This window comes from Acidimicrobiales bacterium (assembly GCA_041394265.1).
In the GTDB taxonomy this organism is placed as follows: Bacteria; Actinomycetota; Acidimicrobiia; order Acidimicrobiales; family SZUA-35; genus JBBQUN01.
On record JAWKIO010000005.1, the window covers coordinates 2429440 to 2451771 of the forward strand.

Annotated in this window: 24 protein-coding genes; 11 read left to right on the forward strand and 13 right to left on the reverse strand. The window is 67.5% G+C overall.

Annotation, left to right across the window (positions count from 1 at the left end; all coding sequences use genetic code 11):
* Positions 1-7: 7 nt before the first annotated feature.
* The 4 genes from R2733_11965 (at position 8) to R2733_11980 (ending at position 5350) form a co-directional block, all read left to right on the forward strand.
* Entirely contained in the window at positions 8-712 is a 705-nt protein-coding gene (locus R2733_11965) for a chlorite dismutase family protein (GenBank protein ID MEZ5377213.1), read from the forward strand.
* 89 nt (positions 713-801) lie between these two features.
* Complete coding sequence (locus R2733_11970) at positions 802-2325, forward strand: S1 RNA-binding domain-containing protein (GenBank protein MEZ5377214.1); 1524 nt, start codon at positions 802-804, stop codon at positions 2323-2325.
* A 7-nt stretch (positions 2326-2332) separates the two neighbouring features.
* The gene (locus tag R2733_11975; GenBank protein MEZ5377215.1) at positions 2333-4627 is read left to right on the forward strand and encodes a [protein-PII] uridylyltransferase; all 2295 of its coding nucleotides are present in this window, start codon (positions 2333-2335) and stop codon (positions 4625-4627) included.
* 39 nt (positions 4628-4666) lie between these two features.
* Positions 4667-5350, forward strand: coding sequence for an NUDIX hydrolase N-terminal domain-containing protein (locus R2733_11980; GenBank protein ID MEZ5377216.1), 684 nt, complete (start codon positions 4667-4669; stop codon positions 5348-5350).
* A 27-nt stretch (positions 5351-5377) separates the two neighbouring features.
* Here R2733_11980 and R2733_11985 read toward each other — a convergent pair whose 3' ends face one another.
* On the reverse strand, positions 5378-6016 hold the full coding sequence (locus R2733_11985) for a LysE family translocator (protein ID MEZ5377217.1): 639 nt from the start codon (positions 6014-6016) through the stop codon (positions 5378-5380).
* Between the two features lie 44 nt (positions 6017-6060).
* A complete protein-coding gene (locus tag R2733_11990) occupies positions 6061-6900 on the reverse strand; it encodes a PAC2 family protein (GenBank protein ID MEZ5377218.1) in 840 nt (279 codons plus the stop codon).
* 157 nt (positions 6901-7057) lie between these two features.
* Between R2733_11990 and R2733_11995 the strand changes: the two genes are divergently transcribed.
* The gene (locus R2733_11995; protein MEZ5377219.1) at positions 7058-7492 is read left to right on the forward strand and encodes a GNAT family N-acetyltransferase; all 435 of its coding nucleotides are present in this window, start codon (positions 7058-7060) and stop codon (positions 7490-7492) included.
* A gap of 7 nt (positions 7493-7499) precedes the next feature.
* Here the strand turns inward: R2733_11995 and R2733_12000 are convergent, their stop codons facing one another.
* The 3 genes from R2733_12000 to R2733_12010 all read right to left on the reverse strand — a co-directional run bounded on the left by R2733_12000 (position 7500) and on the right by R2733_12010 (position 10042).
* Positions 7500-7685: a hypothetical protein gene (locus R2733_12000; GenBank protein MEZ5377220.1), complete on the reverse strand. Its 186-nt coding sequence runs from the start codon at positions 7683-7685 to the stop codon at positions 7500-7502.
* A gap of 78 nt (positions 7686-7763) precedes the next feature.
* Complete coding sequence (locus R2733_12005; GenBank protein ID MEZ5377221.1) at positions 7764-9062, reverse strand: PQQ-dependent sugar dehydrogenase; 1299 nt, start codon at positions 9060-9062, stop codon at positions 7764-7766.
* 125 nt (positions 9063-9187) lie between these two features.
* Positions 9188-10042, reverse strand: a complete 855-nt coding sequence (locus R2733_12010) for an acyl-CoA thioesterase II (GenBank protein MEZ5377222.1) — start codon at positions 10040-10042, stop codon at positions 9188-9190.
* A gap of 74 nt (positions 10043-10116) precedes the next feature.
* Between R2733_12010 and R2733_12015 the strand changes: the two genes are divergently transcribed.
* The 4 genes from R2733_12015 to R2733_12030 all read left to right on the forward strand — a co-directional run bounded on the left by R2733_12015 (position 10117) and on the right by R2733_12030 (position 13256).
* Positions 10117-10599, forward strand: a complete 483-nt coding sequence (locus R2733_12015; protein MEZ5377223.1) for a GtrA family protein — start codon at positions 10117-10119, stop codon at positions 10597-10599.
* Positions 10596-11222, forward strand: a complete 627-nt coding sequence (locus tag R2733_12020) for a class I SAM-dependent methyltransferase (protein MEZ5377224.1) — start codon at positions 10596-10598, stop codon at positions 11220-11222. Before R2733_12015 ends, R2733_12020 begins: the two co-directional genes overlap by 4 nt.
* A gap of 39 nt (positions 11223-11261) precedes the next feature.
* Positions 11262-12050, forward strand: coding sequence for an alpha/beta hydrolase (locus R2733_12025; protein MEZ5377225.1), 789 nt, complete (start codon positions 11262-11264; stop codon positions 12048-12050).
* 129 nt (positions 12051-12179) lie between these two features.
* A complete protein-coding gene (locus R2733_12030; protein ID MEZ5377226.1) occupies positions 12180-13256 on the forward strand; it encodes a 2OG-Fe(II) oxygenase family protein in 1077 nt (358 codons plus the stop codon).
* A gap of 7 nt (positions 13257-13263) precedes the next feature.
* Here R2733_12030 and R2733_12035 read toward each other — a convergent pair whose 3' ends face one another.
* Complete coding sequence (locus tag R2733_12035; GenBank protein ID MEZ5377227.1) at positions 13264-14190, reverse strand: TIGR03564 family F420-dependent LLM class oxidoreductase; 927 nt, start codon at positions 14188-14190, stop codon at positions 13264-13266.
* 33 nt (positions 14191-14223) lie between these two features.
* Complete coding sequence (locus R2733_12040; GenBank protein MEZ5377228.1) at positions 14224-15135, reverse strand: TIGR03564 family F420-dependent LLM class oxidoreductase; 912 nt, start codon at positions 15133-15135, stop codon at positions 14224-14226.
* Between the two features lie 99 nt (positions 15136-15234).
* On the opposite strand from R2733_12040, the gene R2733_12045 reads away from it, so the two are divergent.
* Entirely contained in the window at positions 15235-15915 is a 681-nt protein-coding gene (locus tag R2733_12045) for a hypothetical protein (protein ID MEZ5377229.1), read from the forward strand.
* A gap of 109 nt (positions 15916-16024) precedes the next feature.
* On the opposite strand, the gene R2733_12050 is transcribed toward R2733_12045, so the two are convergent.
* The 5 genes from R2733_12050 to R2733_12070 all read right to left on the reverse strand — a co-directional run bounded on the left by R2733_12050 (position 16025) and on the right by R2733_12070 (position 20675).
* On the reverse strand, positions 16025-16756 hold the full coding sequence (locus R2733_12050) for a glucose 1-dehydrogenase (protein ID MEZ5377230.1): 732 nt from the start codon (positions 16754-16756) through the stop codon (positions 16025-16027).
* A 175-nt stretch (positions 16757-16931) separates the two neighbouring features.
* On the reverse strand, positions 16932-17546 hold the full coding sequence (locus R2733_12055; GenBank protein ID MEZ5377231.1) for a maleylpyruvate isomerase N-terminal domain-containing protein: 615 nt from the start codon (positions 17544-17546) through the stop codon (positions 16932-16934).
* An 84-nt stretch (positions 17547-17630) separates the two neighbouring features.
* Positions 17631-18662: a hypothetical protein gene (locus R2733_12060; GenBank protein MEZ5377232.1), complete on the reverse strand. Its 1032-nt coding sequence runs from the start codon at positions 18660-18662 to the stop codon at positions 17631-17633.
* Positions 18663-18678: 16 nt separating this feature from the next.
* The gene (locus R2733_12065) at positions 18679-19401 is read right to left on the reverse strand and encodes a class I SAM-dependent methyltransferase (GenBank protein MEZ5377233.1); all 723 of its coding nucleotides are present in this window, start codon (positions 19399-19401) and stop codon (positions 18679-18681) included.
* Complete coding sequence (locus R2733_12070) at positions 19401-20675, reverse strand: glycosyltransferase family 4 protein (GenBank protein ID MEZ5377234.1); 1275 nt, start codon at positions 20673-20675, stop codon at positions 19401-19403. The genes R2733_12065 and R2733_12070 overlap by 1 nt, the downstream gene beginning before the upstream one ends.
* 181 nt (positions 20676-20856) lie before the next feature.
* Here R2733_12070 and dtd point away from each other — a divergent pair, with 181 nt between their 5' ends.
* Positions 20857-21294 (forward strand): D-aminoacyl-tRNA deacylase, encoded by a 438-nt coding sequence (gene dtd, locus R2733_12075; GenBank protein ID MEZ5377235.1) that lies wholly within the window; start codon positions 20857-20859, stop codon positions 21292-21294.
* A gap of 27 nt (positions 21295-21321) precedes the next feature.
* On the opposite strand, the gene R2733_12080 is transcribed toward dtd, so the two are convergent.
* Positions 21322-22332 carry an LLM class flavin-dependent oxidoreductase gene (locus tag R2733_12080; GenBank protein ID MEZ5377236.1) on the reverse strand — a complete coding sequence of 337 codons (1011 nt, stop codon included), beginning with the start codon at positions 22330-22332 and terminating at the stop codon, positions 21322-21324.

A 22332-nucleotide genomic window follows, 5' to 3' on the forward strand; every position in this document is an offset into this window, starting at 1 on the left:
TCGGAGCATGCCCAACGCTGCGACCAACCTCGAAGGCTCGGCCACCCTGTCGGAAGGACTCGGGGTGCTCCACTTGTTCTGGCGGACCACGCCGCTCGTCGAACGCGAGGCGATCGTCACGGCCATCGAGAAGGCCGAGGCCGATGGCGATCAGGTCGTCACCGTGGCCATGCTCGGTCACAAGGCCGATCTCGCCACCATGGTGCTCGGACCCGACATGTGGCGACTGCGGCGGATCCAGACCGACCTGGCTGCCGCCGGTCTCGAACTGGTCGACAGCTACGTGTCGATCACCGAGGTCAGCGAATACGCCGCAGGTGTTCCCGACGAGATGAAGCAGGCGCGGCTCTACCCGGTGCTGCCGCCCGACGGCAAGAACGCCTGGTGCTTCTACCCGATGAGCAAGCGGCGTGACACGACCGGCAACTGGTACCGGCTCTCGTTCGAGGATCGCCGCGACCTCATGCACGAGCACGGCACGTCGGGCCGCAAGTTCGCCGGTCGGTTGGTCCAGCTCATCACGGCGTCGGCCGGCCTCGACGACTACGAGTGGGGCGTCACCCTGTTCGCCCAGCGCCCCGACGACCTCAAGGACGTCGTCTACACCATGCGGTTCGACGAGGCATCGGCGGTGTATGCCGATTTCGGAGCGTTCTACACCGGTGTGGTCGCTTCGGCGCAGGAGACGTTGACCTCGATCGGCATCGACTGATCCCCGCCATGAGCTGGGTCTCGGCGGGCCGGGAAGGGCGCTGAGCCGCGTTTTTGCCTACTGTTGGCCGTTGTGAACGAGGTGGAACGATGACCGACGCAGAGAATCCCGTATCCGAGGCGGAGCCAGACGCCCCGGAAGCCGTCGCGGTCGAAGCAGATCAGGCCGACGATCATCCCGCCTCCGATACGCCGCCCGTCACGGCGGAGCCGGTCGATGCTGCGGAGCCGGTCGATGCTGCCGAGCCGGTCGATGCTGCGGAGCCGGTCGATGCTGCCGAGCCCGTGGATGCAGCACCGAGCGAATCCGATGCCGAGCCGCCGACCGAGGTGGTCGCCGAGCCAGCACCGGCACCTGCCGCCACCGAAGCCGAGCCCACTGCTGCTCCTGCGTCGGAGACGACCGCACCCGCAGCGGCTGATGCGGAGGCTGAGCCTGCGAGCTCCGAGTCCAGCTCGTCCGAGCCGGCTGGTACCGAGCCCGCTGCGTCTGAGCCCACCGACGCCGACCCGGTCGCTCCGGCCATCGGTGATGCGGTCACCTCAGGGCCCCCGCCGCCGCCCCCGGGGGGAGGTCTTCCGGCTGCTCCGAAGCCTGCGATCTCCGACGCCGGGAAGATCGTCAGCGGGATCGTCACGGCCATCGACCCCGACGAACTGTCGCTCACGCTCGAAGACGGGCGGCTGGCGGTGCTCGCTCGCCGTCACTGGGACCTCGAACCGGTGGCCGATCTCAACGCCGTCGTGTCGCTCCACGACCGAGTCGACGCTGCGATCCTTGCCCGCGACGATCCCAAGGGGCGGGTGGTGCTGTCTCGGGCATGGTCGCTCAAGATGAAGGCGTGGGAGGCGGTCGATGCCGCCGCGGCCGACCACAGCACGGTCAAGGCCAAGGTCACGTCGTTGAGCGCGAAAGGCATCGTGGTAGACGTCAACGGGTTGCGTGGCTTCGTCCCGGCCTCGCATCTCTCACTGGAGCCGATCAAGGATCTCAGCCAGTTCGCCGATCAGACGCTCGAACTCCGGGTGCTCGAGTCCGATCAGCGCAAGGAACGGCTGGTGTTGTCCCGACGCTCGATCCTGCTGCGCGAACAGCGCCGGGGCACCCATGAGCTGCTGACCAGCCTGGTGGTCGACTCGGTCGTCACGGGGACGGTCGCCTCGCTCGCCGACTACGGCGCGTTCATCGAGCTGGGCGGCGTCAAGGGATTGGTCCACCTCTCCGAGCTGTCCTGGCATCGAGTTGGTCATCCGCGAGATGTGCTGAGCGTCGGCGACTCCGTCGAGGTCAAGGTGCTCGACGTCAAGGTGAAGAAGCGCAGAGTCTCGTTGTCGCTGCGCCAGGTGGCCCCCGATCCTTTCGCTCAGGTCACCGCCGGCGAGGTGGTGTCGGGTCCAGTCACCCGGCTCGTCGACTTCGGTGCCTTCGTCGATCTCGGCGGGGTCGAGGGGCTGGTGCATCTGTCGGAACTCGCCGAGTACCGGGTATCGGCGCCCGAGGAGATCGTCACGCCCGGTGAAACGGTCATGGTCAAGATCCTGTCGGTCGACAAGCGCCGTCGCCGGATCGAACTGTCGATCCGGCAGGCCGTGAGCGACCAGTACGGTTCCTGACCTCTCCATGGCCAAACGCAAGACCACACTGCTGCCCTCCGAGTCGCTGACGGGCAGCGCCTACACCGCAGCGCACGCCGACGCGGCTGACGACTTCTTCCGCCAGCTGATGGCCGAGGCCGCCACCGACCTGGACGGCGTGGCGCTGATCGCCGTCGGGGGCTACGGGCGGGGCGAACTCTGGCCCTACAGCGATCTCGACGTCCTGCTCCTGCACTCCCCGTCGCGTTCGATCGACGAGCTGGCTGACAAGCTGTGGTATCCGGTGTGGGACCTCGGTCTGAAGCTCGGGCATTCGGTGGGCACGGTCAAGCAAACCCTGGCGCTGGCCGCCGACGAACTCGAGCGGGCGACGGCCTACCTCGACGTCCGTCTCATCGCCGGCGACGCCGAGCTCGTCGCCGGGTTCGAAGCCGGGCGCGACAAGTTGTGGCGCAAGCGCGGCAACGACCTCATGACCCGGCTGGCCGCAGCGGTCGAGCAGCGTCACTCGTCACAGGGCGACGTCGCGTTCCGCCTGGAGCCCGACCTCAAGGAGGGGCGCGGCGGCCTCCGCGATCTGCAGGCGCTCGCCTGGGCCGAACGAGCCGAGCCCGGCTTCGCCAGCGATCTCCTCGACCAGCTACGTCCCGACGCCGAGATCCTGTCGAGGGTCCGGGTCGAGCTCCATCGGGTACTTGGCCGTGCCGGGGACGTGCTCAGCCTCGAAGATCACGATGCCGTCGCCGAGCGAATGGGCATGGGCGATGGCGCCGACCTCATGCTGGAGGTTGCCCAGGCCGGTCGACGGATCGGCTGGCACAGCGACGAGGCGTGGTACCGCTGGGAGCATGCCCGATCCCGGCCGCGGCGAGGTCGGCCGCAAGCTGATGTCGAACCCGGGATCCAACTGGTCGACGGTCAGCTCGAATTCACCGACGATGCCGAGGTCGAGACCGATCCGTTGGCGCTCCTCCGTATGGCTGCGGCGGCGGCAAAGACCAACACCCTCATCGGTCGCGAGTCGCTGCAGCGATTGGCCGACAGCGAGGCTCGGATCCCCGAGCCGTGGCCCGCCGAAGCCCGCCAGCTGCTGGCCGCGATCTTCCTCGCCGGGCGCTCGGCGATCGACGTGGTCGAAGACCTCGAACAGTTCGAGCTGATGGTCCGACTGCTGCCCGAGTGGGCCCGGGTGTCGTGCAAGCCGCAGCGGAACGTGATGCACCTGTTCACCGTCGACCGGCACCTGTGCGAAGCCGCCGCGAACTCCGCCGCGTTGGCCGACACCGTCGTGCGGCCCGATCTGCTGGTCGTGGGAACGCTGCTGCACGACATCGGCAAGGGCTTTCCGGGCGACCACACCGAAGTCGGTATGGGGCTGATCCAAACCATCGGCGAACGCATGGGGTATCCGCCCGAGGAGGTCGCCGTGCTGGTCGACCTCTGCCGGCTGCATCTGCTCCTGCCCGATGTCGCCGTACGGCGGGATCTGTCCGACCCGGGAACGATTCGTGCCGTTGCGGCAGCGGTCGACACGGTCGCTTTCCTCGACATGTTGGCCGCGTTGACCGAAGCCGATTCGATCGCCACCGGACCGTCGATGTGGGGTTCATGGAAGGCCGGTCTGCTACGTGATCTGGTCGCTCGCACCAAGCACGTGTTGGGTGGCGGCCACGTCGAAGAAGTCGCCAGTGAGTTCCCGACCGCCGAAATGCTCGAGTGGATGGCGGCCGGCGAGCGGGTGATCGTCGGTCGCGGCTCGACCATGTCGGTCGTTGCTCCCGACTCGCATGGTCACTTCAGTCGTCTGGCCGGGGTGATGGCGATCTCGGGACTCGACGTGCTCGACGCATCGGCCTACTCGTCCGACGGCATGGCCGCCACCGAGTTCGTCGTGCAGTCCTCCACTGGCGCTGCCGTGGAGTGGGACCGGGTGATCGAGCTGGCGCACGCCGCACTCGACCGGCGCCTCGCCCTGTCGGCGAGGATCGCACAGCGGGCCCGGTCCTATGCCCGCTTCCATCGTCGGCTGGCGGCGTCGCCACCGCGGCGATACGTCCACATCGACAACACGCTGTCCGACGCGGCCACCGTGGTCGACGTTCATACCCCCGACACGATCGGTGTGCTCTACAAGATCACGCAGGTGGTGGCCGAGCTGAACCTCGGGATCATGAGTGCCAAGGTCCACACGCTCGGTCCCGATGCGGTCGACAGCTTCTATCTGTGCGATGTTCACGGCAACAAGGTGACCGACCCGTCGGTGCTCGGCGAGCTCGAGTTGGCGCTCACCGAGATCACCCGCGACAGCGACACCGCGTAGGCGTCACCGTCGTCACCCGTCCCATCGAAGGAGCGAGTCATGACCGACCGAACCGTGAACTCCCAGGAGCTGTTGCGTTGGGCCGAGTCGCTCGCCGGTATTGCCCGCACCGGCCTCGGGTTCACCGAGAACCAATACGAACGGGAACGATTCGAAGAGGTCCTGGCGGTGGCGTCCGACATCCGGTCCCACGTCGACGGCGAGGATGCCGCCCGCTTCCATGGTGAATGGTTGAAGGTGGTCGGTTCCGGGATCGCCGGCTACGTGACGCCCAAGGTGGCCATCGGTGCGGTCGTCGGCGACGACCAGGGCCGCATCCTGCTCATCCAACGGTCCGACTCGGGGATCTGGCTCTACCCCACCGGGTGGGCCGACGTCGGCTATTCGCCGTCCGAGGTCGCGGTCAAGGAGGTGCAGGAGGAGACCGGCATCCAGTGCGATGTAATCCGCCCGATCGGGATCTACGACGGGCTCCGGCTCGGCTTCAGCCGGATCCCGCTCTACACGATCGTGTTCCTGTGCCGGGCCACCGGAGGCGAGCTACGGCACCACCCGCAGGAGTGCCTCGATGTGGGCTGGTTCAGTGAGCACGAGTTGCCGCAGCCCATCGCAAACTTCGACAAGTGGGGTGCGCGTGCCTTCGCGTCGATCCGAGGCGAGTCGGGCGACACCGACTTCGACCTCCCTCGCCAACCCGTCTGGCGCGGATCGCACGGTCACTGACCCGGGTCCACCACGGTCGGCGGCAGCTCAGCTCGAATGGCCGCCGGCGAGGGCGGTGAAGGCACCCAGTCCGAGATAGGTGCCTCCGGCGACGAGATCTTTACGACGTTGGAGCCGTGGTGAGCGGCGGAGCCTGCCGCCGACCCATCCACCGGCGAGGGCATAGGCGCCGTCGGAGACCAGCCCGAGCACGATGAAGACGGCGCCGAGCGTGGCGATGTCGAGCACCGGGTGTGCGGTTTCGGGATCGATGAACTGTGGGACGAACGACAGGAAGAAGATCGCCGTCTTCGGGTTCAGGACGTTGAGCACCACAGCATCGACGAACACCCGACGAAGTCGGCGAGGTGCGACCGACACGTCCGTCTCGACCTTGCCTCGCTGGTACGAGCGAATCGACTGCAGCCCCAACCAGATCAGGTAGGCCGCACCCACCAACTTGACGACGGTGAAGGCCGTGGCCGAGGCCGCCAGGATGGCCGACAATCCGATCATTGCGGCAACGATGTGTACGACCGTGCCGAGATGGATGCCGGCGACCGAGACGAGCCCGGCCTTGCGGCCTTGGGCGGCGCTGCGGGTGACGATGTACATCACGGCCGGGCCCGGGATCACCAGGAGGAGCAGAGCGGCGGCGGCGAAGGCGAGGAGGGTCGTGGTCGACATCGCGGCGACCGTAGTCGTGACCGGGCGACGAGCGAGGCGATTTCCTACTGGTCTCGCAGGAAGTTCTCGAGCTCCTCGATGAGCTCGGCCGAGGACTCCGGCCGCATCGATGCGTCGTATGCCGCCTCGAGGCTCGACACGTAGGCCTTGGTGTCGTCGTCGTCCTCGACCAGCGCCGTGATCTGCGCCTCGTATTCGGCGGCGGCTTCAACGAGATCACCGCCCAGGATCGGGAGTCCCAGCACGCTGCCGAGCCGGTCGACCAGGGCCAGGGCCGCCTTGGGTGAGTTGGCGTGGGGCACGTAGCTCGGGATCGACCCCCACAGCGAGAGGGTGTCGATACCCCGTTCGTGCAGCAGGTTGGTGAGCACCCCGATGATGCCGGTGGGGCCTTCGTAGGACGAGGGTTCCAGGTCGAGTCGCTCGGCGAGGGCGACGTCTTGGGCGGACCCGAACACCGTGGTGGGGCGGGAGTGGGCGACGTCGGCGATCAGCGCGCCGAGCGAGACGACCATCGAGACGCCGAGCTGTTCGGCGACCTCGACGACGGCGTTCGCGAACGTCTTCCATCGCAGGTGCGGTTCGATGCCGGCGAGCACGACGAGGTCTCGGTCGCTGTCGGCGAGGACGGCGGCGGTGAACTCGGGCGCCGGCCATTCGATGGTGCGCTTGGTGTCGTCGAGCACCACGAGCGGGCGAGTCGTGGAGAAGTCGTAGAACTCCTCGGGGTTGATGCGAGCCACGGGTTCGGCGTCGAAGAGGGACACCAGGTGCTCGGCGGCCGACGACGCGGCATCGCCGGCATCGTTCCAACCCTCGAAGGCGAGCACGAGTGTGGGACGGCGGAGTTCGGGAAGTGGCTCGATCCACTGGATGTGGTTCACCCCTCCACCGTATCGGGCTGACGCAGGGGCGTGAGTGCACACGGTGCGTGGCAGGCGACGGCTGCAGGCAGGGCTGGAGGTGGGCGAAACCTCCCGGTGGGGGATCGCCGGGAAGTTCATCCCTCGCCGTGCGGGATCAGGTCGCCATACTGGTCGAGTGAAGATCGTTGAAGTCACCGAAGTCACCGATGACGTCGTCGCCGCGTTCGAACGGCTCGTCCCCCAGTTGTCGAAGTCGAACCCGCCCCCCACCCGGGCCGAACTCGAGGATCTGGTTGGCTCCGAGGCGTCGCACCTGTTGCTCGCCGAAGAGGACGGTGTCGTCTACGGCTGCCTCACCCTCGTGTTGTTCCGCATCCCCACGGGCATCCGCGCCTGGATCGAGGACGTGATCGTCGATACCGAGGCCCGTGGCAAGGGTGTCGGGCGGCTGTTGAGCGAGCACGCCATCGAGATGTCGAAGGAAGCGGGCGCCGTCACGGTCGACCTCACCTCGCGTCCCTCGCGTGAGGCCGCCAATCGGTTGTACGCCCGCATCGGGTTCGAGCAGCGCAACACCAACGTCTATCGCTACGACCTGGGCGGCGACTGAGCCGGCATCATCGGTGACGGTTGGCTCGTAGCCCCTCGACCAGGGTCGAGAGGGCCTCGAGCGCCTGTTCACGCCGCATTGCCCATGCACCGGGAGGGAGCATGGCGATCGAGCGGCGAATCAGCTCCCAATCCTCGGCGGTCGCTGGACCAGATCGAGGAGGTGGAGACACGGGTCCGTTGGTAGGGTGCATCCGCTCAGAGTATCGAACACATGTTCGATCGCGCCACCGACGCAACGCGACCAGCTGTGGTGACTCGTCGTTGCCGGCTCAGCCCTCGGCGTCGGCCGGGGCCGGCGCAATCCGGCTGATTCGTCCGCCGGACTCCACCACGAACACGCGACCCAGGGTGTCCTGGCCGAACGACACGAGTTCACCACCGGCGGCGGTCACCTGGAGCGGCCGTACCAGCACGGCGCCGTCGACCATCGCGAGTCCGAAGATCTCGCCGGTGCAGTAGTCGCCGAAGATGTAGACGCCGTCGAACTGTGGCATGAGTTCGGCCCGGCTGACATGGCCGCCGGTGACCGAGCAGCGGCCGCCGTCGTGGCCGTAGACGTAGATCGGTGCCGTGTGGTTCGCCGGGGTTTGGCCACCCTCGTACGGCTGATTTCCCTCGACCAGATTCCACCCGAGGTTGGCGCCACGGCCGCCGCCATCGGACTGGGCGAGCTTGTCGATCTCTTCGATGGCGTTCTGGCCGACATCGCCGATCCAGAGGTCGCCGGTCAGCTGGTCGAACGAGAGCCGCCAGGGGTTGCGCGCTCCGTACGTCCACACCTCGGGGGCGCCGTCGACCCCGTCGGCGAACGGATTGCTGACCGGCACGGCGTACGTGCTGGTCTCGCTGCTCACCGGGTCGATGCGAAGTAGCGAACCGAGGAGGTCTCGCGGATCCTGGCCGGTCTGCTCGGGATCGCCGGCGCCGCCGCCGTCGCCCAGCCCGATGTAGAGGAATCCGTCGGGGCCGACGGCGAGGCCGCCGCCGTTGTGGTTCGGCGCCGGCTGAGGCACCCGGATCAGCTCGATGCGGTCGTCGTAGCTGGCTCGATCGGACCGGTCGACCTCGTACTTGTCGACGACGACGTCGCCGTTGAGGTCGGTGTAGTACACGAACATGTCGCGCCCGTCGGACGAGAACGTGACGTTGAGGAGGCCCTGTTCGCTCTCGAGCGAGACCAGTCCGGTGAGGTCGAGCATGGGGCGCGACGACAGCCTGATGCGTTCGATCGCCTTCTCGGGGGAGATCGTGCGTTCCAGGACGTGGATGACCCCGTCACGGTTCGCGACGTAGAGGTTCAGCGTGCCCGAGCGGCCGGTGATCGAGATCGGGTTGGCGATCTCGGCGATCGGCTCGAGGGTGAGCGCCATGTCGGCCCAGGCGGCGCCCTCGCTCTCATCGGCCAACGGCGGCGTGGCCAGCGTGGCGTCGGCCGCGGGATCGTCGGTGGTTGCCACGGTCTCGCTGTCGCTCGACGGCAGGCTCGAGGTCGGCGCAGTCGCCACTTCGGGGAAGCCGCAGGCGGCGGTGAGCAGTGCGAGGAAGAGGAGGTACGGGGATCGCCGCATGAGAAAAGTGAGGTCGCCTTGGCTGTCGGGAAGCGGTCGCAGGACTACTGGAGTTGTCGCCGCGCTCGTGGTCGCGATGACATGCCGCACTCGCCATTGTGGCCGGTCGCCGCCGGTGAGTGGGGTCAGCTGGTGAGCTTTCTGACCAGACCCTCCTGGACGACCGACACAACCAGCACGCCATCTTGGAAGATCGACCCGCGCGCCAGGCCACGAGCACCCGACGCCGACGGTGTGTCCTGGGCGTAGAGGAACCAACGATCGGCCCGGAACGGGCGATGGAACCACATGGCGTGGTCGAGGCTGGCCATCATCACGTCGCCGTCGAGCACCGAGACGCCGTGGGGGCGGGCGACGGTATCGAGCAGGCTCATGTCGGAGGCATAGGTGATGACGCACTGATGCACGACCGGGTCGTCAGGCAGTTGGCCGTCGGCCCGCATCCAGACGTACTGCTGGGGGTCGAGCCTCGCCCGCGACCGGTTCAGACCGTCCGGGCCGACATAGCGGGTATCGATCGGGCGAGGACGGCTGTACCAGTCGCCGAGCAACTCGGCCTGGTCGGCGTTTCTGGTCTGGAAATCGGGAAGCGACTCGGGATCCGGCAGGCCCTGCGGCGCCTCGATCTGATGCTCGAACCCTTCCTCGGCGGTGTGGAACGAGGCCGACAGATGAAAAATGGCCTGGCCGTGCTGGATCGCGACGACGCGCCGAGTGGCGAACGATCGGCCGTCGCGGATGCGCTCGACCTCGTAGAGGATCGGGATCGTCGGGTCGCCCGGGCGGAGGAAGTAGGCGTGGAGCGAATGTACGGCGCCGTATTCGACGGTGCGGGTGGCCGCCACCAGCGCCTGGCCGGCGACCTGGCCGCCGAAGACTCGCTGGCGTTGCTCGTCGGGGCTCTGCCCCCGGAAGATGTTCTGCTCGATCGGCTCGAGATCGAGCAGGCTGATGAGATCGTCGACCGGTCCTTGCGTCACGCCAACCATTGTGGAGCGCCGGCAGCGCGATGTGGTGCTCCTGTGGTGAACGATTGCCCAGGTAGTCTCGTGGCGTGACCCCCGATGCGTCTCCCTCCGTCTCGACGCTGGCGTCGGTCAAGGATCGGGTCACACCGCACTCCCTGCGGGCCGGACGGTTCCTCCTCGTCACGGTGATCAACAACATCAACCATCAGGGCTTGCTGTACACCGCCAACTCGATCTGGGGATGGTCAGGCGGCAAGGCCAATCTCTTCGCCGGCTTCCTCGCCGCCATTCCGGCCTACCTCCTCAGTCGTGCGTGGGTGTGGGGTGTGCGCGGTCGTCGCCATGACCTGCGGCGCGAGGTGCTCCCGTTTCTCGGCATCGCCGGGGTCGGGCTCGCCGTCTCCACGGTCTTCGCCGAGGTCGCCGATCGATGGTTCGGTAGCGGCTTGATGGTGAACCTCGCCACCCTGATCGCCTACTTCCTGGTGTGGGTGGCGAAGTACCTGCTGCTCGACCGTCTCTTCGTCGCCGACCCCGTGCTCCCGATCGACCAGGGCACCTCGACGTGACGCCCGACGAGCAGGCACTCGCCGAAGCCGCCCGGGGGTTCATGCCACCCGACGAAGGACTGGCGTTGTACGAGGCAGCGCTCGGAGCCGACCCGATGCTCGGACCCATGCTCGAAGTCGGAAGCTACTGCGGAAAATCGGCGCTCTATCTCGGCACCGCCGCTCGCTCGCTCGACAACCAGCTGTTCTGTGTCGATCACCATCGCGGGTCCGAGGAAAACCAGGCGGGCTGGGAGTGGCACGAGCCCGATCTCGTCGATCCCGACATCGGTGTGATGGACACGTTGCCGATCTTCCGGCGCACGGTCTACGACGCCGGGCTCGAACCGTGGGTGATCGCCGTCGTCGGCGACTCACCCCGAGTGGCTCGGCATTGGGCCACACCGCTCTCGCTGCTCTTCATCGACGGTGGACACGGCGTCGACCCGGCCCGCCACGACTTCACGGGGTGGACGCCACACGTGGCACCCGGCGGCTACCTCGTGATCCACGACGTCTTCCCGAATCCTGCCGATGGTGGGCGACCACCCTACGAAGAGATCTACCTCCCGGCCCTGGCGTCGGGTCGCTTCACCGAACGGTCGGCGACGGGATCACTCCGGGTGCTCCAGCGAACGGCGTGACCGGGCGAGCGCGATCGCTCGTGCAGTAGCGTCGATTCCATGGCTACTGCAGAGATCAATGGCATCACCATCCGCTACGAGGACTCCGGCGGTGACGGGCCGGCCGTGCTCTTCAGCCACGGATTCTTGATGGACCACACGATGTTCGACCCACAGGTCGAGGCGTTGTCGGCCGACTACCGCTGCATCCGTTGGGACGAGCGCGGCTTCGGCGACACGCCGGCCCCGGGCCCGTTCACCTACTGGGATTCCGCCGCCGACGCGATCGGTCTGCTCGATCACCTCGGCATCGACCAGGCCGTGTTGGTCGGCATGAGCCAGGGTGGCTATCTGTCGTTGCGGGCAACGCTCGCCAACCCTGAGCGAGTGCGGGCCCTGGTCATGATCGACTCGATGGCAGGGGTCGACGGGCCCGAGGCGCTCGAGGGGTATCGGGGCATGCTCGGTGCGCTCACGAGCGGTGACGACGCCGTGGTCGACCAGGTGCTCACCGGCGTGGCCGGCCTCATTCTCGGCGAGCCCGACCTCACGGCCGAGTGGATGCCGAAGTGGAAGCAGCTCATCGCCAACTCCGACATCACCATCGCCGGTGGCGCGCTGCTCGATCGCGACGATGTCACCGACCGCCTCGGAGAGGTCGCCTGCCCGGTGCTCATCGTCCACGGCACCGAGGACCAGGCGATCACGCTCGATCAGGCGAGGGTGGTGGCCGACGGAGTGCAGGACTGCCGTGGCTTCGTCGAGGTCCCAGGCGCCGCCCACGCTGCGAACCTGTCGCACCCCGAGGTGGTGAACCCGCCGCTCGCTGTGTTCCTCGCCGAGTTGTAGGGCCGCGGTGGCTCCTGCTCGTTCAACGCCTAGCATCGAGCCGACAGCCAACGGGTAGAAGCAGTCAGCGCTCCGGCGCCGGTCATTGCCCTCGACCTCGTGCCCATCGGCACGCAACGAGGAGTGATCATGCACGACGACGCACGAAACCCGACCGCCGGATCGTCGGCAGCAGCGGCGAACCCGCCGGCAACAGCGGCAGCGCCGCCGACTGCACGGACATCGGCCGAGTCCGAACTGGCGAAGGAACGCACCTTCGGCGGGGTCGGCGTGATGGTCGACCGGGAGATCCGTTGCATCGACCTGAGCCAGCCCGACCAGGCAACGATCGACGACGAACTCTGGCAGGCGGCATCCGAGATCGGCTTCTTCCAGGTGTCGGGGCACGGTATCCCCCAGGCCGATGTCGACCGGGCGTTCGACTTCGCCGCCCGTTTCTTCGAGCTCCCCGCCGACGTGAAGGCCCGGCGCCCGATGCGTCGGGGAACGAACTCCGGGTGGGAGTACCGGAGCCAGAACCGGCCGTCGACCGGGACCTACGACGACAAGGAGTCGTACCAGATCACCCGGTCACGCATGGTCGAACTCGATCTGTGGCCGACCGACGACGAACTTGCGGACTTCGTCGAGGTGATGTCGGCGTTCGAGGCGGCGAACTGGTCGGTGGCGATGCGGATCCTGTCGAGCTTCGCTCGCAAACTCGGCTTCGACGGCGACTTCTTCACTCACCGCCACGATCCTTCCTCTCCTGAGTACCAGAGCACGCTGCGGTTGCTCCACTACCTTCCGCTCACCGCCGACCCCGACCCGACCGTCTGGCGAGCTGGTGCCCACACCGACTACGACTGCCTGACCCTGCTGCATCAGGTGCCCGGACAACGGGGGCTGCAGGTGTGCCCCGGCAGTGAGGCCCAGCTGTTGGAGCGGAGCGAGCCCCTGGGGTGGACCGATGTCGAACCGGCCGCAGGCACGATCACCTGCAACATCGGCGACATGCTGATGCGGTGGAGCGACGACCAGCTGCCCTCGACCCTGCACCGAGTGCGGATGCCCGGCGCCGATGAGCCGCAAGGTCCGCGCTACTCGATCGCGTACTTCGCCCAGGCCGATCGCGACGCCGTGATCGAGAGCCCGAGTGGCGCCTACCCGCCGATCACGGCCGCTGACTATCTCGGTCAGCGCATCGCCGCCAACTTCCGAGGGTGAGTGCGCCTCAGCTGAGGTAGCTGGCGAAGGCGGCGCGCGTGGTGTCGCGTGTTGCGAGGTCGGGCGCCACCACCTCGATCCGCAGGTCGGTGACGCCGGCTGCTGCGTACTCGCCAAGACCGTCGAGCACTCGCTCCCACGAGCCGATCAGATGGAGGTCGGCGGCGTCAGTGAGCCCCTCCTTCGCCAACATCGCGGCGTACGAGGGCAGCACGCCGTAGGGCGCGCCGACCTGTTGCGCCTGGGCGTACGCCGGGCCGATGTCGTCGGTGACGCAGAGCCGGATCAGCGCCATCACCCGGGGTTCGGGTCGGCCCATGGCTTCGGCCGCCGCGTGGACCGTGGGCACGATGTGGCTGGCGATGGTCTTCGGGCCGCACTGGCCAACGGTCGTGCCCTGGGTTCGTCGACCGGCCAGGCCGAGCATGCGAGGGCCGAGCGCCGCCAGGAGCACCGGGGTGTCTGGCGCATCGATCGCGACCTCGGCGCGAGTGGTGACCTGCGTGCCCTCGACATTGGCGGGTTTGCCAGCGAGCAGCGGCTGCAAACCGTCGAGGAACTCCTCGGTGTAGGCATAGGGGTGATCCCACGACAGCCCGAGGGTGCCCTCGACCGAGGGTCGGTGCGATGGTCCGACACCGAGCGTGAAGCGGCCACCGAGCGCCGACTGGGCCGTCATCACCTGCTGGGCGAGACCGAAGGGATGACGTCCGTAGAGCGGGACCACCGATGTGCCGACTTCTCGCATCGAAGTGAACTCCGATGCCACCGCAGCCAGCGCGACGATGGGATCGACCGCTGCTGCGTGTGAGATCCACAGGCTGTCGAACCCGGCCTCGTCGCCCCAACGAGCGATCTCGCGAACCTCGTCGATCGAAGCCAATGCGACGCCGCCGGCCAACCCCCAGCGAACGCCGAATCGATCACCACCCATCTCGAGTCTCCTTCGTCAAGCCTCGCTCGTTGCTCATGCGCTCCAGCCGCTCAGCGCCTCCCAACCATGGCACACCTCGTCGGGATCGAATCCCTGGACGACGGCGGTGAAGTCGGTGGCGCCGGCCGCGGCAATCTCGGTGAGTCCGGCGTGCACCGTCTCGGCATCGCCGATCAGGGAGATGTCGGCGGGACCTTCGACGCCCTCGATGTCGAGCATCGCCCGATACGACGGGAGCTGGCCGTAGATCGTCAACGACTTCGCAACGAGGGCGCGGGCCTCGTCGGGTCGGTCGGTCACCCACACCGGCAGGCTGCACACCACCCGAGGTGCCGGCCGACCGGCTGCGTCGGCGGCGGTGGTGATGCCGGGAACGATCTGGCGTTCGAGGGTCTTCGGCCCGACGCACCACAGGATCGTGCCGTCGGTGCGCCGGCCGGCGATCTTCAGCATCTGGTCGCCGAGTGCGGCGAGCATCACGCTCGGCGCCTGATCGGTGATGCGGGCCGCCTCGCCGTCGTACGACCAGACCTCGCCCTCGTGATGGGCCTCGCCGGATTCGAGCAGGGGAAGCAGCACGTCGAGGTAGTCGAGCATGTGACGGATCGGCTGCTTCCACTCCATCTTCCAGCGATCCTCGACCGATGGCTGGTGCGCCAGCCCGATGCCGAGCACGAGCCGACCGCCGGTTGCCGCCTGCGAGGCCAACGCCGATGCGGCGAGCGCCTGCGGATGGCGGGGCCAGGTGGGCACGACAGCGGTACCGAGCTCGATCGACGAGGTTGCGGCCCGAGCTGCGGTGAAGCAATGCAGCGGATCGATGAGACCGGTCTGGGCCAGCCAGTAGCTAGTGAAACCCGACGACTCGGCGTCGGCCATGTTGGCCACGATCGCGTCGAGGTCGGGGCGGGCGAGCAGGCTGGAACCGTTGATACCGATGCGCATGTCGGGACACTAACTCGGCGGCCTCGCTCGGACCGCCTCGGAAGCGGATCGGCGTCCATGAGTGGTGGCTCGCGACCCGGACTTCGGCCAAGATGGCGCATGACCTTTTCGCCAGCAAAGTCCGCCCTCGACGTCGGCTTCTACACCAACGATCTCGAGGCCGCTCAGGCCTTCTGGGAGCAGGAGGTCGGGCTCGGCTACGAGGAACTCCTGAAGGTCGGCGGCGGGGTCCACCAGCACCGCTACACCCTCCACGAGGGGGTGCTCAAGCAGAACGTGTCGCGTGATCCGCTCGAGCCGACAACGAGCGGCTTCACTCGGCTTCGCATTGCGGCTGATGTCGATGCGGCCCGCTCGCTCATGCACCCCGACGGCGTCCCGGTCGAACTCGTGCCGATGGGGCACGACGGCATCAGCGCCGTCGAGATCACCCTCGCCGCCCGGTCCGTCGACCACACCGCCTCCCTCTTGATCGAGGCCTTCGATGCCCGGCCCGAAGGCGGCCGCATCCACGTTGGCGAGACGCTCATCGCGTTCGATCATCAGCCCGGTCGGGCACCCGCCGGACCGTCACGCTCACTCGGTTGCACCTACATCACCGCCCAGGTCTTCGACGTCCAGAAGCAGCACGAGCGCTTCCTCCGCAAGGGGTTCACCGAAGGCATGGCACCCATGCGCCTAGGCGACACCGCCGCCATCTCGTTCGTCCGACTGCCCGATGGCGACTGGCTCGAGCTGTCACAGCGCGCCAACCTCACTGGCGAGCTCCCCGACCTCTGAGTCGGGCCGTCAGGCTGGCACGGTCTCTCAGCCGTCAGGCTGCCACGGTCTCTCAGTCGTCAGGCTGCCACGGTCTCTCAGTCGTCAGGCTGCCCCGGTCTCTCAGCCGTCAGGCTTTCAACGCTCCGTCCACCACGAACTCGTGGCCGCTGCAATACGACGACTCGTCCGAGGCCAGGAACAGCACCACGTTCGCCACCTCTGACGCCGCGGCCGTGCGCCCCATCGGGATGTTCTCCCGCACGCGGCTGAGGGTCTGGCCGAACTCCTCGAGCATGGCGGTTTCGATGATCCCGGGGTGCACCGAGTTCACCCGCACGCCGTCGGGGGCCAGTTCGAGTGCAGCCGACTTGGTCATGCCCCGCACCGCCCACTTGGTTGCCCCGTAGGCGTGTGCGCCTCGGGCACCACCGAGCCCGGCGACCGACGAGATGTTGATGATGCTGCCGAACCCCTGGTTGCGCATGACGAGCCCGACGGTCCGCAAGCCCAGGAACACCCCGGTCTGGTTGATGCTGAGCATCAGGTTCCAGTCGGCCAGCGAGGTGTTGAACAGACTCGCCGTCCGGAAGATGCCGGCGTTGTTGACCAACACGTCGATCTTGCCGTGCTCCTCGACGATGCCGGCGACGACGCCATTCCAGTCGTCTTCACTCGTGACATCGTGGTGGAGGTAGGTGACGGCATCACCGAGCCGATCGGCGGTGGCTTGGCCCACCTCGTCGAGCACGTCGGTGATGTACACCGTCGCCCCCTCGGCGGCGAACCGCTCCGCTTCCGCTTCGCCTTGCCCCCTCGCACCGCCGGTGATCAGTGCGACCTTGCCATCGAGTTGTCCCATGGCGGCGACGCTAGAAGAGCCCCGCCCGATTGGAAAGTCCGCCGCCCCCCACCCGAACTGTCGACAGTGAAGCCCATACTTCCGATCTGTCGACGCTGAAGCTCAATTGGGGGCTTCAGTATCGACAGTTCACCGGTCTGGGCTTCAGTTCGGACGGTTCGAGCAGGTCCAGAGATCAGAGCACGGGGAAGGCGCCGGGGAGGCCGCGGAACATGCCACGGATCATCGTGGCGGCCCCGAACCGGTGCAGGCCGATGCGGCTGCCGACGTCGAGAACGATCGCCACGTTCTCGCGGGGCATCTCGGGCAGCGGGAAATCGACCGAGCGAGCCAGGTCGTCGAGGTGCACGACCTGTTCGAGCATGCGTGTGCTCAGGTAGGGGTCGAGCCGCATCGTCATCCCACCGAAGACGGGCACGATCCGATCGGGCGGCTCGTCGGCCAGGCGCTGTTCGAGTGCGGTCAATCGCTCGGCCACCTTGGCGACCAGCGCGTCGTAGCCCATCGAGGCCACCTCGGCCGCTCGCTTGCGGATGTTGACGTGATCCTCCTCGGTGAGACTGCTCGCCAGTGCGCCGTACTGGTCGGCGGTCTCGAACGTCACCGAATCGGGCTCGTCGAGTTCGAGATAGTCGGCGACGACCCAGACCGAGCCCCGAGCAAGGTGGCCGCAGAGGGCGCCGACCGTCTGGCCTTCCAGCACCGACGGCTGGTCCCACGCCTCGGCGATGCCGGGCTGGCGGAGGGCTTCGAGGACGACATGGGCACCGGCGAGGAACTGTGAGCGCATGGGGCGAGCGTAGGCAACCCCCTCGATCCGGCGAAGCTTGATCGGGTCAACATTGCGTCGATCCGGTGCGCCGACCGGCAGCGCTCAGCGTCCGGCGATCTCGTCGACGAAGAGGCCTGAGGTTGGATTGACGCCGCACAGGGCGTCGGCGGTCAGGATCACGGCGGCCGCGGTGTAGCTGCTGCGCTCGTCGGCCGGGAAGAACACCAGCTCGGGGAAGACGAGACCGGTGTAGTACGAGCCATCGCGGTCTCGGTGGGCCTGGATCCACGAAAACAGCGTGCGGGCCGCACTGGTCTGGCCGACGGCCAGGTGCGCCAGCGCGCACTCGCAGGTCTCGGCGGCGGTGACCCATGGGCGGTCGCTCACACAACGCACCCCCTTGCCCGCCATGACGAAGGTGTCCCACCCCTTCGCCAGCATCTTCGCCCCGTCGTCGCCGGTGACGGCTCCGGTCATCACGGGGTAGTACCAGTCCATGGCCCAGCGGGCCTTGGGCTCGAACGCGTTGGGTTGGTTGGCGATCACATCGACGAGGCGGGCTCGCGCCCCGATCCACTCGGGACGGGGCCGATCGAGGGCCTCGGCGATCTTGGCCGCACATGCGAGGCTGTGGCTGATCGACGACGAGCCGGTGAGCAGGGCGTAGTTCCACGGCATGCCGTCGGAGTGCCGGGCCCAGATGATCTCGCCTCGTCGAGTCTGGAGATCGAGCACGAACTCGATCGCCGCCTCGACCACCGGCCAGTACCGCTCCAGGATCGAGCGGTCGCCGGTGGCGAGCCAGTGATGCCAGATCCCGGTGGCGATGTAGGCGATGCAGTTGGCGTCGAGCTTGGCGTCCTCGATGCCGTCGGCGGTGTAGTAGTTGTGCCAGCTGCCGTCGGGCCGCTGGATCTCGGCGAGCCAGCGGTAGGCGTGTTCGGCCTCGTCGACGAAGCCGCACGTCGCCAGGGCCATGGCTGCCTCGACATGGTTCCACGGGTCGGCGTGCCCATCGGGATACCACTGGATCATGCCGTTCGAGAGCTGGAGCTCGGCGATCGTCTGTGCGGTGGCGCGCAGATCCTCCGCGGTGACGATGCCCTCCACGGACGGCGTGATCATCTCGGTCATCGAACCGGGTCCTCGCTCACACCGCTGGCCGGTCGGCGTAGACGACACGCGACTTCCCCAAGACGGGGTTGAGGAGTCGGTCAGCCGTCCGCGTCAGCGTCGGTGCCTTGACGATGTCCCACGTGAGGAATCGGAGGTATTGCTTCACCAGCGGGTGGTCGTCGTTCTTCACGCCGACGGCGCACTTCAGCCACCAGTACGGACTGTGGAGCGAGTGGGCTCGGTGGGACTCGCCAGGTTCGAACCCCACGGAGGACAGCTTCATCCGTAGTTCCGGCTGGCCGTAGATACGCACGTGGCCGCCGACCGCTGCGGGTGCGTGGTAGTCGTCGGACAGCCACCAGCAGATCTGCTCGGGGAGGGCAGCGGGCACCGTGGCAGCCAGCCGGCCACCAGGGGCGAGCACCCGGAACAGCTCGGCCATGACGCCCAGGTCGTCGGGGACGTGTTCGAGAATCTCCGAGGCGATGATCCGGTCGAACGAACCGTCGGGGAACGGCAACTCGAGCCCGTTGGCCTGGAGCACGACGGTGGAGATGCCCTCGGGCAGCTCGCCTGCGAGATACATGGCGGCGAAGGTGTCCTTCGTCGACTCCATCTCGTCGAAGGCGAGGTCGGCGGCTACCACCGACGCGCCGCGACGAGCCGTTTCGAACGCGTGCCGCCCGAATCCGGCGCCGAGGTCGAGCACTCGCATCCCCGGCTTCAGTTCGAGCCGGTCGTAGTCGACGGTCAGCATCAGCGACCCTGCTCGGCGCTCGCTCGCATGGCCAGGACCTCTCGGTACTGCTCGACGGTGTTGATGGCGGTTTGGCGCCACGTGTAGAGCTGGCTGACCCGCTCGCGTCCGGCGGCGCCGATGCGGGCCCGGAGCTCCGGGTCGTCGAGGCCGCGCTCCAGCGCTCGCTTCAACGAGTCGGCGTCGCCTGCAGAGCAGCGGAGCACGGTTTCGCCGTCGACACCCGTGACCTCGGGGAGCGCGCCACCGTCGCTCGCCACCAGCGCAGTGCCCGAACCCATCGCCTCGACGGCGGGGAGCGAGAAGCCCTCGTAGAGCGACGGGACGACCGCAAGCTCCGATTCGGCGTAGAGCTCGACGATGCGCTCATCGGTCACGCCGCTCACGAACTGGATGTGGTCGGCCAGGCCGAGCTTCTCGATGAGCGCCTCGGCCTGCCCACCCTTCTTCGCCCGGCCGATGACCGTGAGCGTGACATCCCGCTCCGTGCGGAGCTTGGCCATGGCTTCGAGCAGGAACCGCAGCCCCTTGAGTTCGACGTCGGCCGACGCAGTGGTGATGAGCCGTCCAGGAATGCGCTGCACCTCGGGCATCGGTCGGAACAGATCGGGGTCGACACCGACGTGCACCAGCCGCATCCGGTCGAGGTCGACACCCATGTCGTCGTGGATGTCCTGGATGGAGTTCTCCGACACCACGACGATGCGCGGCATCCGTTGGGCCACCCGACCCTGCATCTTCACGAAGCCGTACCAGCGGCCGATGCTGGTGCGCTTGCGCCAGTTCGGTGCGGCCTCCATCTCGAGCCGGCGATCGACCGTGATCGGGTGATGCAGCGTGACCAGGGTGGGGATCATCTTGTCGATGCCGAGGATCCCGTAGCCGAGGCATTGGTTGTCGTGGACGAGGTCGAACTCGGCGACCCGGGGCTCGAGTGCCTTCTTGGCCCGATAGCTGAAGGCCAGCGGCTCGGGGAACATGCCGGTGGAGAAGGTGGCGATCTCGAGCAGGTCTTCCTTGGTCTTGATCTCCCAGTAGGCCGGGAAGCGGCCGGGGTACTGGTCGTTGAAGATGTCGAGGCTCGGGAGTTGCGTCAGCTTCACCCGCTCGTCGAGCACCGGGTAGGGCTGGCCCGAGAACACCTCGACGGTGTGGCCGAGGTCGGCGAGCGCCTTGGTGAGGTGGCGGGTGTAGATGCCCTGGCCGCCGACCGTCGGCTTCGACCGATACGACAGGTAGGCCAGGCGGAGCGGACGGTCTTCGAGGGAACTCATGGAGGGAACTTTCTTGGCGGGAACCCGCCGTAGCGCAGCGGTCACCCGCCGACGAGGCGGGTTACCGCCGGGTACAACGGTGTCAGGCTACGTGGAGTTCCGCCCGGGTGGTACTCGGTGCCGGGGTCGACCCGCTGCGTCGTGTCGTCGGGTGACGCCGCGACGTCGCTACGGTCTCGTGATGCGAGCGGTCGTCCAACGCGTCACCAGAGCCAGCGTCACCGTCGACGGTGACGTGGTCGGGGCGATCGACGACGGGTTGTGTGTCCTGCTCGGCATCACCGAGGGCGACGACCGTGAGATGGTCGACAAACTCGCCGACAAGCTGGTCAAGCTGCGGATCTTCGCCGACCACGATGACAAGATGAACCTGTCGGTGGCCGACATCGGCGGCTCGATCCTGCTCATCAGTCAGTTCACGCTGTACGGCGACGCACGCAAGGGCAACCGGCCTTCGTTCATCACCGCCGCCCGTCCCGAGGTCGCCGAGCCGCTGATCGACGCGTGCGCCGAGCGGATCCGGTCGCTCGGCACGACCGTGGCCACCGGCCGATTCGGCGCCGACATGGACGTCGAGATCCACAACGACGGCCCCGTCACCATCCTCATCGAACTCTGATCCAGCCGTAGCCGCAGAGGCTCCGGGTCAGGGGACCTGGGGGAGCACCTCGGTGGCGAGGAGTTCGAGGACCTCGGCGACGATGGGGTAGGGGAGCCCACCGACATCGATCAGGAACTGGTGTCGATCGAGCGAGAGCTCACGGTTGATCTCGCCGATGCGCTCGGCCACCTCGGCGGGGCTTCCGCACAGCGCCGGACCGAGGAGCAGCGAGTCGAAGTCGGTCGGCCGACCGAACGCACCGCGGATCTCCATCGCGAACTCGCTGTAGTACTCCAGCCGTGGCTGCCAGCGAGCCTTCGCCTCCTGCGAGGTCTTGGCGACGTGCAGATAGGACGGGAACCCGACTCGGGGTCGGAATCCGTTTGCCTGGCTGCGCTCCCGGTAGCGGTTGGCGATGTCGACGTAGTCGGAAGGCCACCGGAACAGGCTGGGCAACATCAGCGGCAGGCCGAGGTCGGCGGCGAGGTCGGCCGACACGTTCGACAGACCACCACCCACCCACATGGTGGGATAGGGCTTCTGGACGGCGCGCGGTTCGATCCGGACGCCGTCGAGTCCGGTGCGGTATTCGCCGTCCCAGGTCACCTCGTCTTCGGACAGCAGCCGAAGTACCAACCGGAGCGACTCGTCGAAGCGCGGACGGAGCTCGTCGAAGCTGTGGATACCGAAGGCCTCGGCGGTGCGTTCGGATGCGCCGCGAGCGAACACGGCCTCGGCTCGCCCGTTGCTGAGCACGTCGAGCACCGAGAGCTTCTCGGCGTAGCGAACCGGATCGACGTTCGCCAACAATGACACCGAAGTGCCGAGGGTGATGTGCGTGGTCCGGCCCGCAGCCATGGCGAGCACCAGCTCGGGCGAGGGCAAGATGTAGTTGCCGAAGTGATGCTCGCCAACACCGAAGAGCGGGATGCCGAGCGACTCGGCCAGCACGATCTGATCGACGATCTCGATGAGTCGCTGTCGTTGGCTGACCCGCTCACCGGTGACGGGATCGGCGAGATGATCGGCCAACGAGATCAGGCCGTACTCGACCAT

What these genes read in the sequence shown, in the direction of transcription:
- R2733_12045 (MEZ5377229.1), top strand. Translation starts at nt 15,235, where the DNA reads ATGACCTTTTCGCCAGCAAAGTCCGCCCTCGACGTCGGCTTCTACACC.
- R2733_12040 (MEZ5377228.1), bottom strand. Translation starts at nt 15,135, where the DNA reads ATGCGCATCGGTATCAACGGTTCCAGCCTGCTCGCCCGCCCCGACCTC.
- R2733_12080 (MEZ5377236.1), bottom strand. Translation starts at nt 22,332, where the DNA reads ATGGTCGAGTACGGCCTGATCTCGTTGGCCGATCATCTCGCCGATCCC.
- R2733_12060 (MEZ5377232.1), bottom strand. Translation starts at nt 18,662, where the DNA reads ATGACCGAGATGATCACGCCGTCCGTGGAGGGCATCGTCACCGCGGAG.
- R2733_12005 (MEZ5377221.1), bottom strand. Translation starts at nt 9,062, where the DNA reads ATGCGGCGATCCCCGTACCTCCTCTTCCTCGCACTGCTCACCGCCGCC.
- R2733_12050 (MEZ5377230.1), bottom strand. Translation starts at nt 16,756, where the DNA reads ATGGGACAACTCGATGGCAAGGTCGCACTGATCACCGGCGGTGCGAGG.
- R2733_11980 (MEZ5377216.1), top strand. Translation starts at nt 4,667, where the DNA reads ATGACCGACCGAACCGTGAACTCCCAGGAGCTGTTGCGTTGGGCCGAG.
- dtd (MEZ5377235.1), top strand. Translation starts at nt 20,857, where the DNA reads ATGCGAGCGGTCGTCCAACGCGTCACCAGAGCCAGCGTCACCGTCGAC.
- R2733_11965 (MEZ5377213.1), top strand. Translation starts at nt 8, where the DNA reads ATGCCCAACGCTGCGACCAACCTCGAAGGCTCGGCCACCCTGTCGGAA.
- R2733_11970 (MEZ5377214.1), top strand. Translation starts at nt 802, where the DNA reads ATGACCGACGCAGAGAATCCCGTATCCGAGGCGGAGCCAGACGCCCCG.
- R2733_11985 (MEZ5377217.1), bottom strand. Translation starts at nt 6,016, where the DNA reads ATGTCGACCACGACCCTCCTCGCCTTCGCCGCCGCCGCTCTGCTCCTC.
- R2733_12065 (MEZ5377233.1), bottom strand. Translation starts at nt 19,401, where the DNA reads ATGCTGACCGTCGACTACGACCGGCTCGAACTGAAGCCGGGGATGCGA.
- R2733_12025 (MEZ5377225.1), top strand. Translation starts at nt 11,262, where the DNA reads ATGGCTACTGCAGAGATCAATGGCATCACCATCCGCTACGAGGACTCC.
- R2733_11975 (MEZ5377215.1), top strand. Translation starts at nt 2,333, where the DNA reads ATGGCCAAACGCAAGACCACACTGCTGCCCTCCGAGTCGCTGACGGGC.
- R2733_12000 (MEZ5377220.1), bottom strand. Translation starts at nt 7,685, where the DNA reads ATGCACCCTACCAACGGACCCGTGTCTCCACCTCCTCGATCTGGTCCA.
- R2733_12035 (MEZ5377227.1), bottom strand. Translation starts at nt 14,190, where the DNA reads ATGGGTGGTGATCGATTCGGCGTTCGCTGGGGGTTGGCCGGCGGCGTC.
- R2733_12070 (MEZ5377234.1), bottom strand. Translation starts at nt 20,675, where the DNA reads ATGAGTTCCCTCGAAGACCGTCCGCTCCGCCTGGCCTACCTGTCGTAT.
- R2733_12030 (MEZ5377226.1), top strand. Translation starts at nt 12,180, where the DNA reads ATGCACGACGACGCACGAAACCCGACCGCCGGATCGTCGGCAGCAGCG.
- R2733_12055 (MEZ5377231.1), bottom strand. Translation starts at nt 17,546, where the DNA reads ATGCGCTCACAGTTCCTCGCCGGTGCCCATGTCGTCCTCGAAGCCCTC.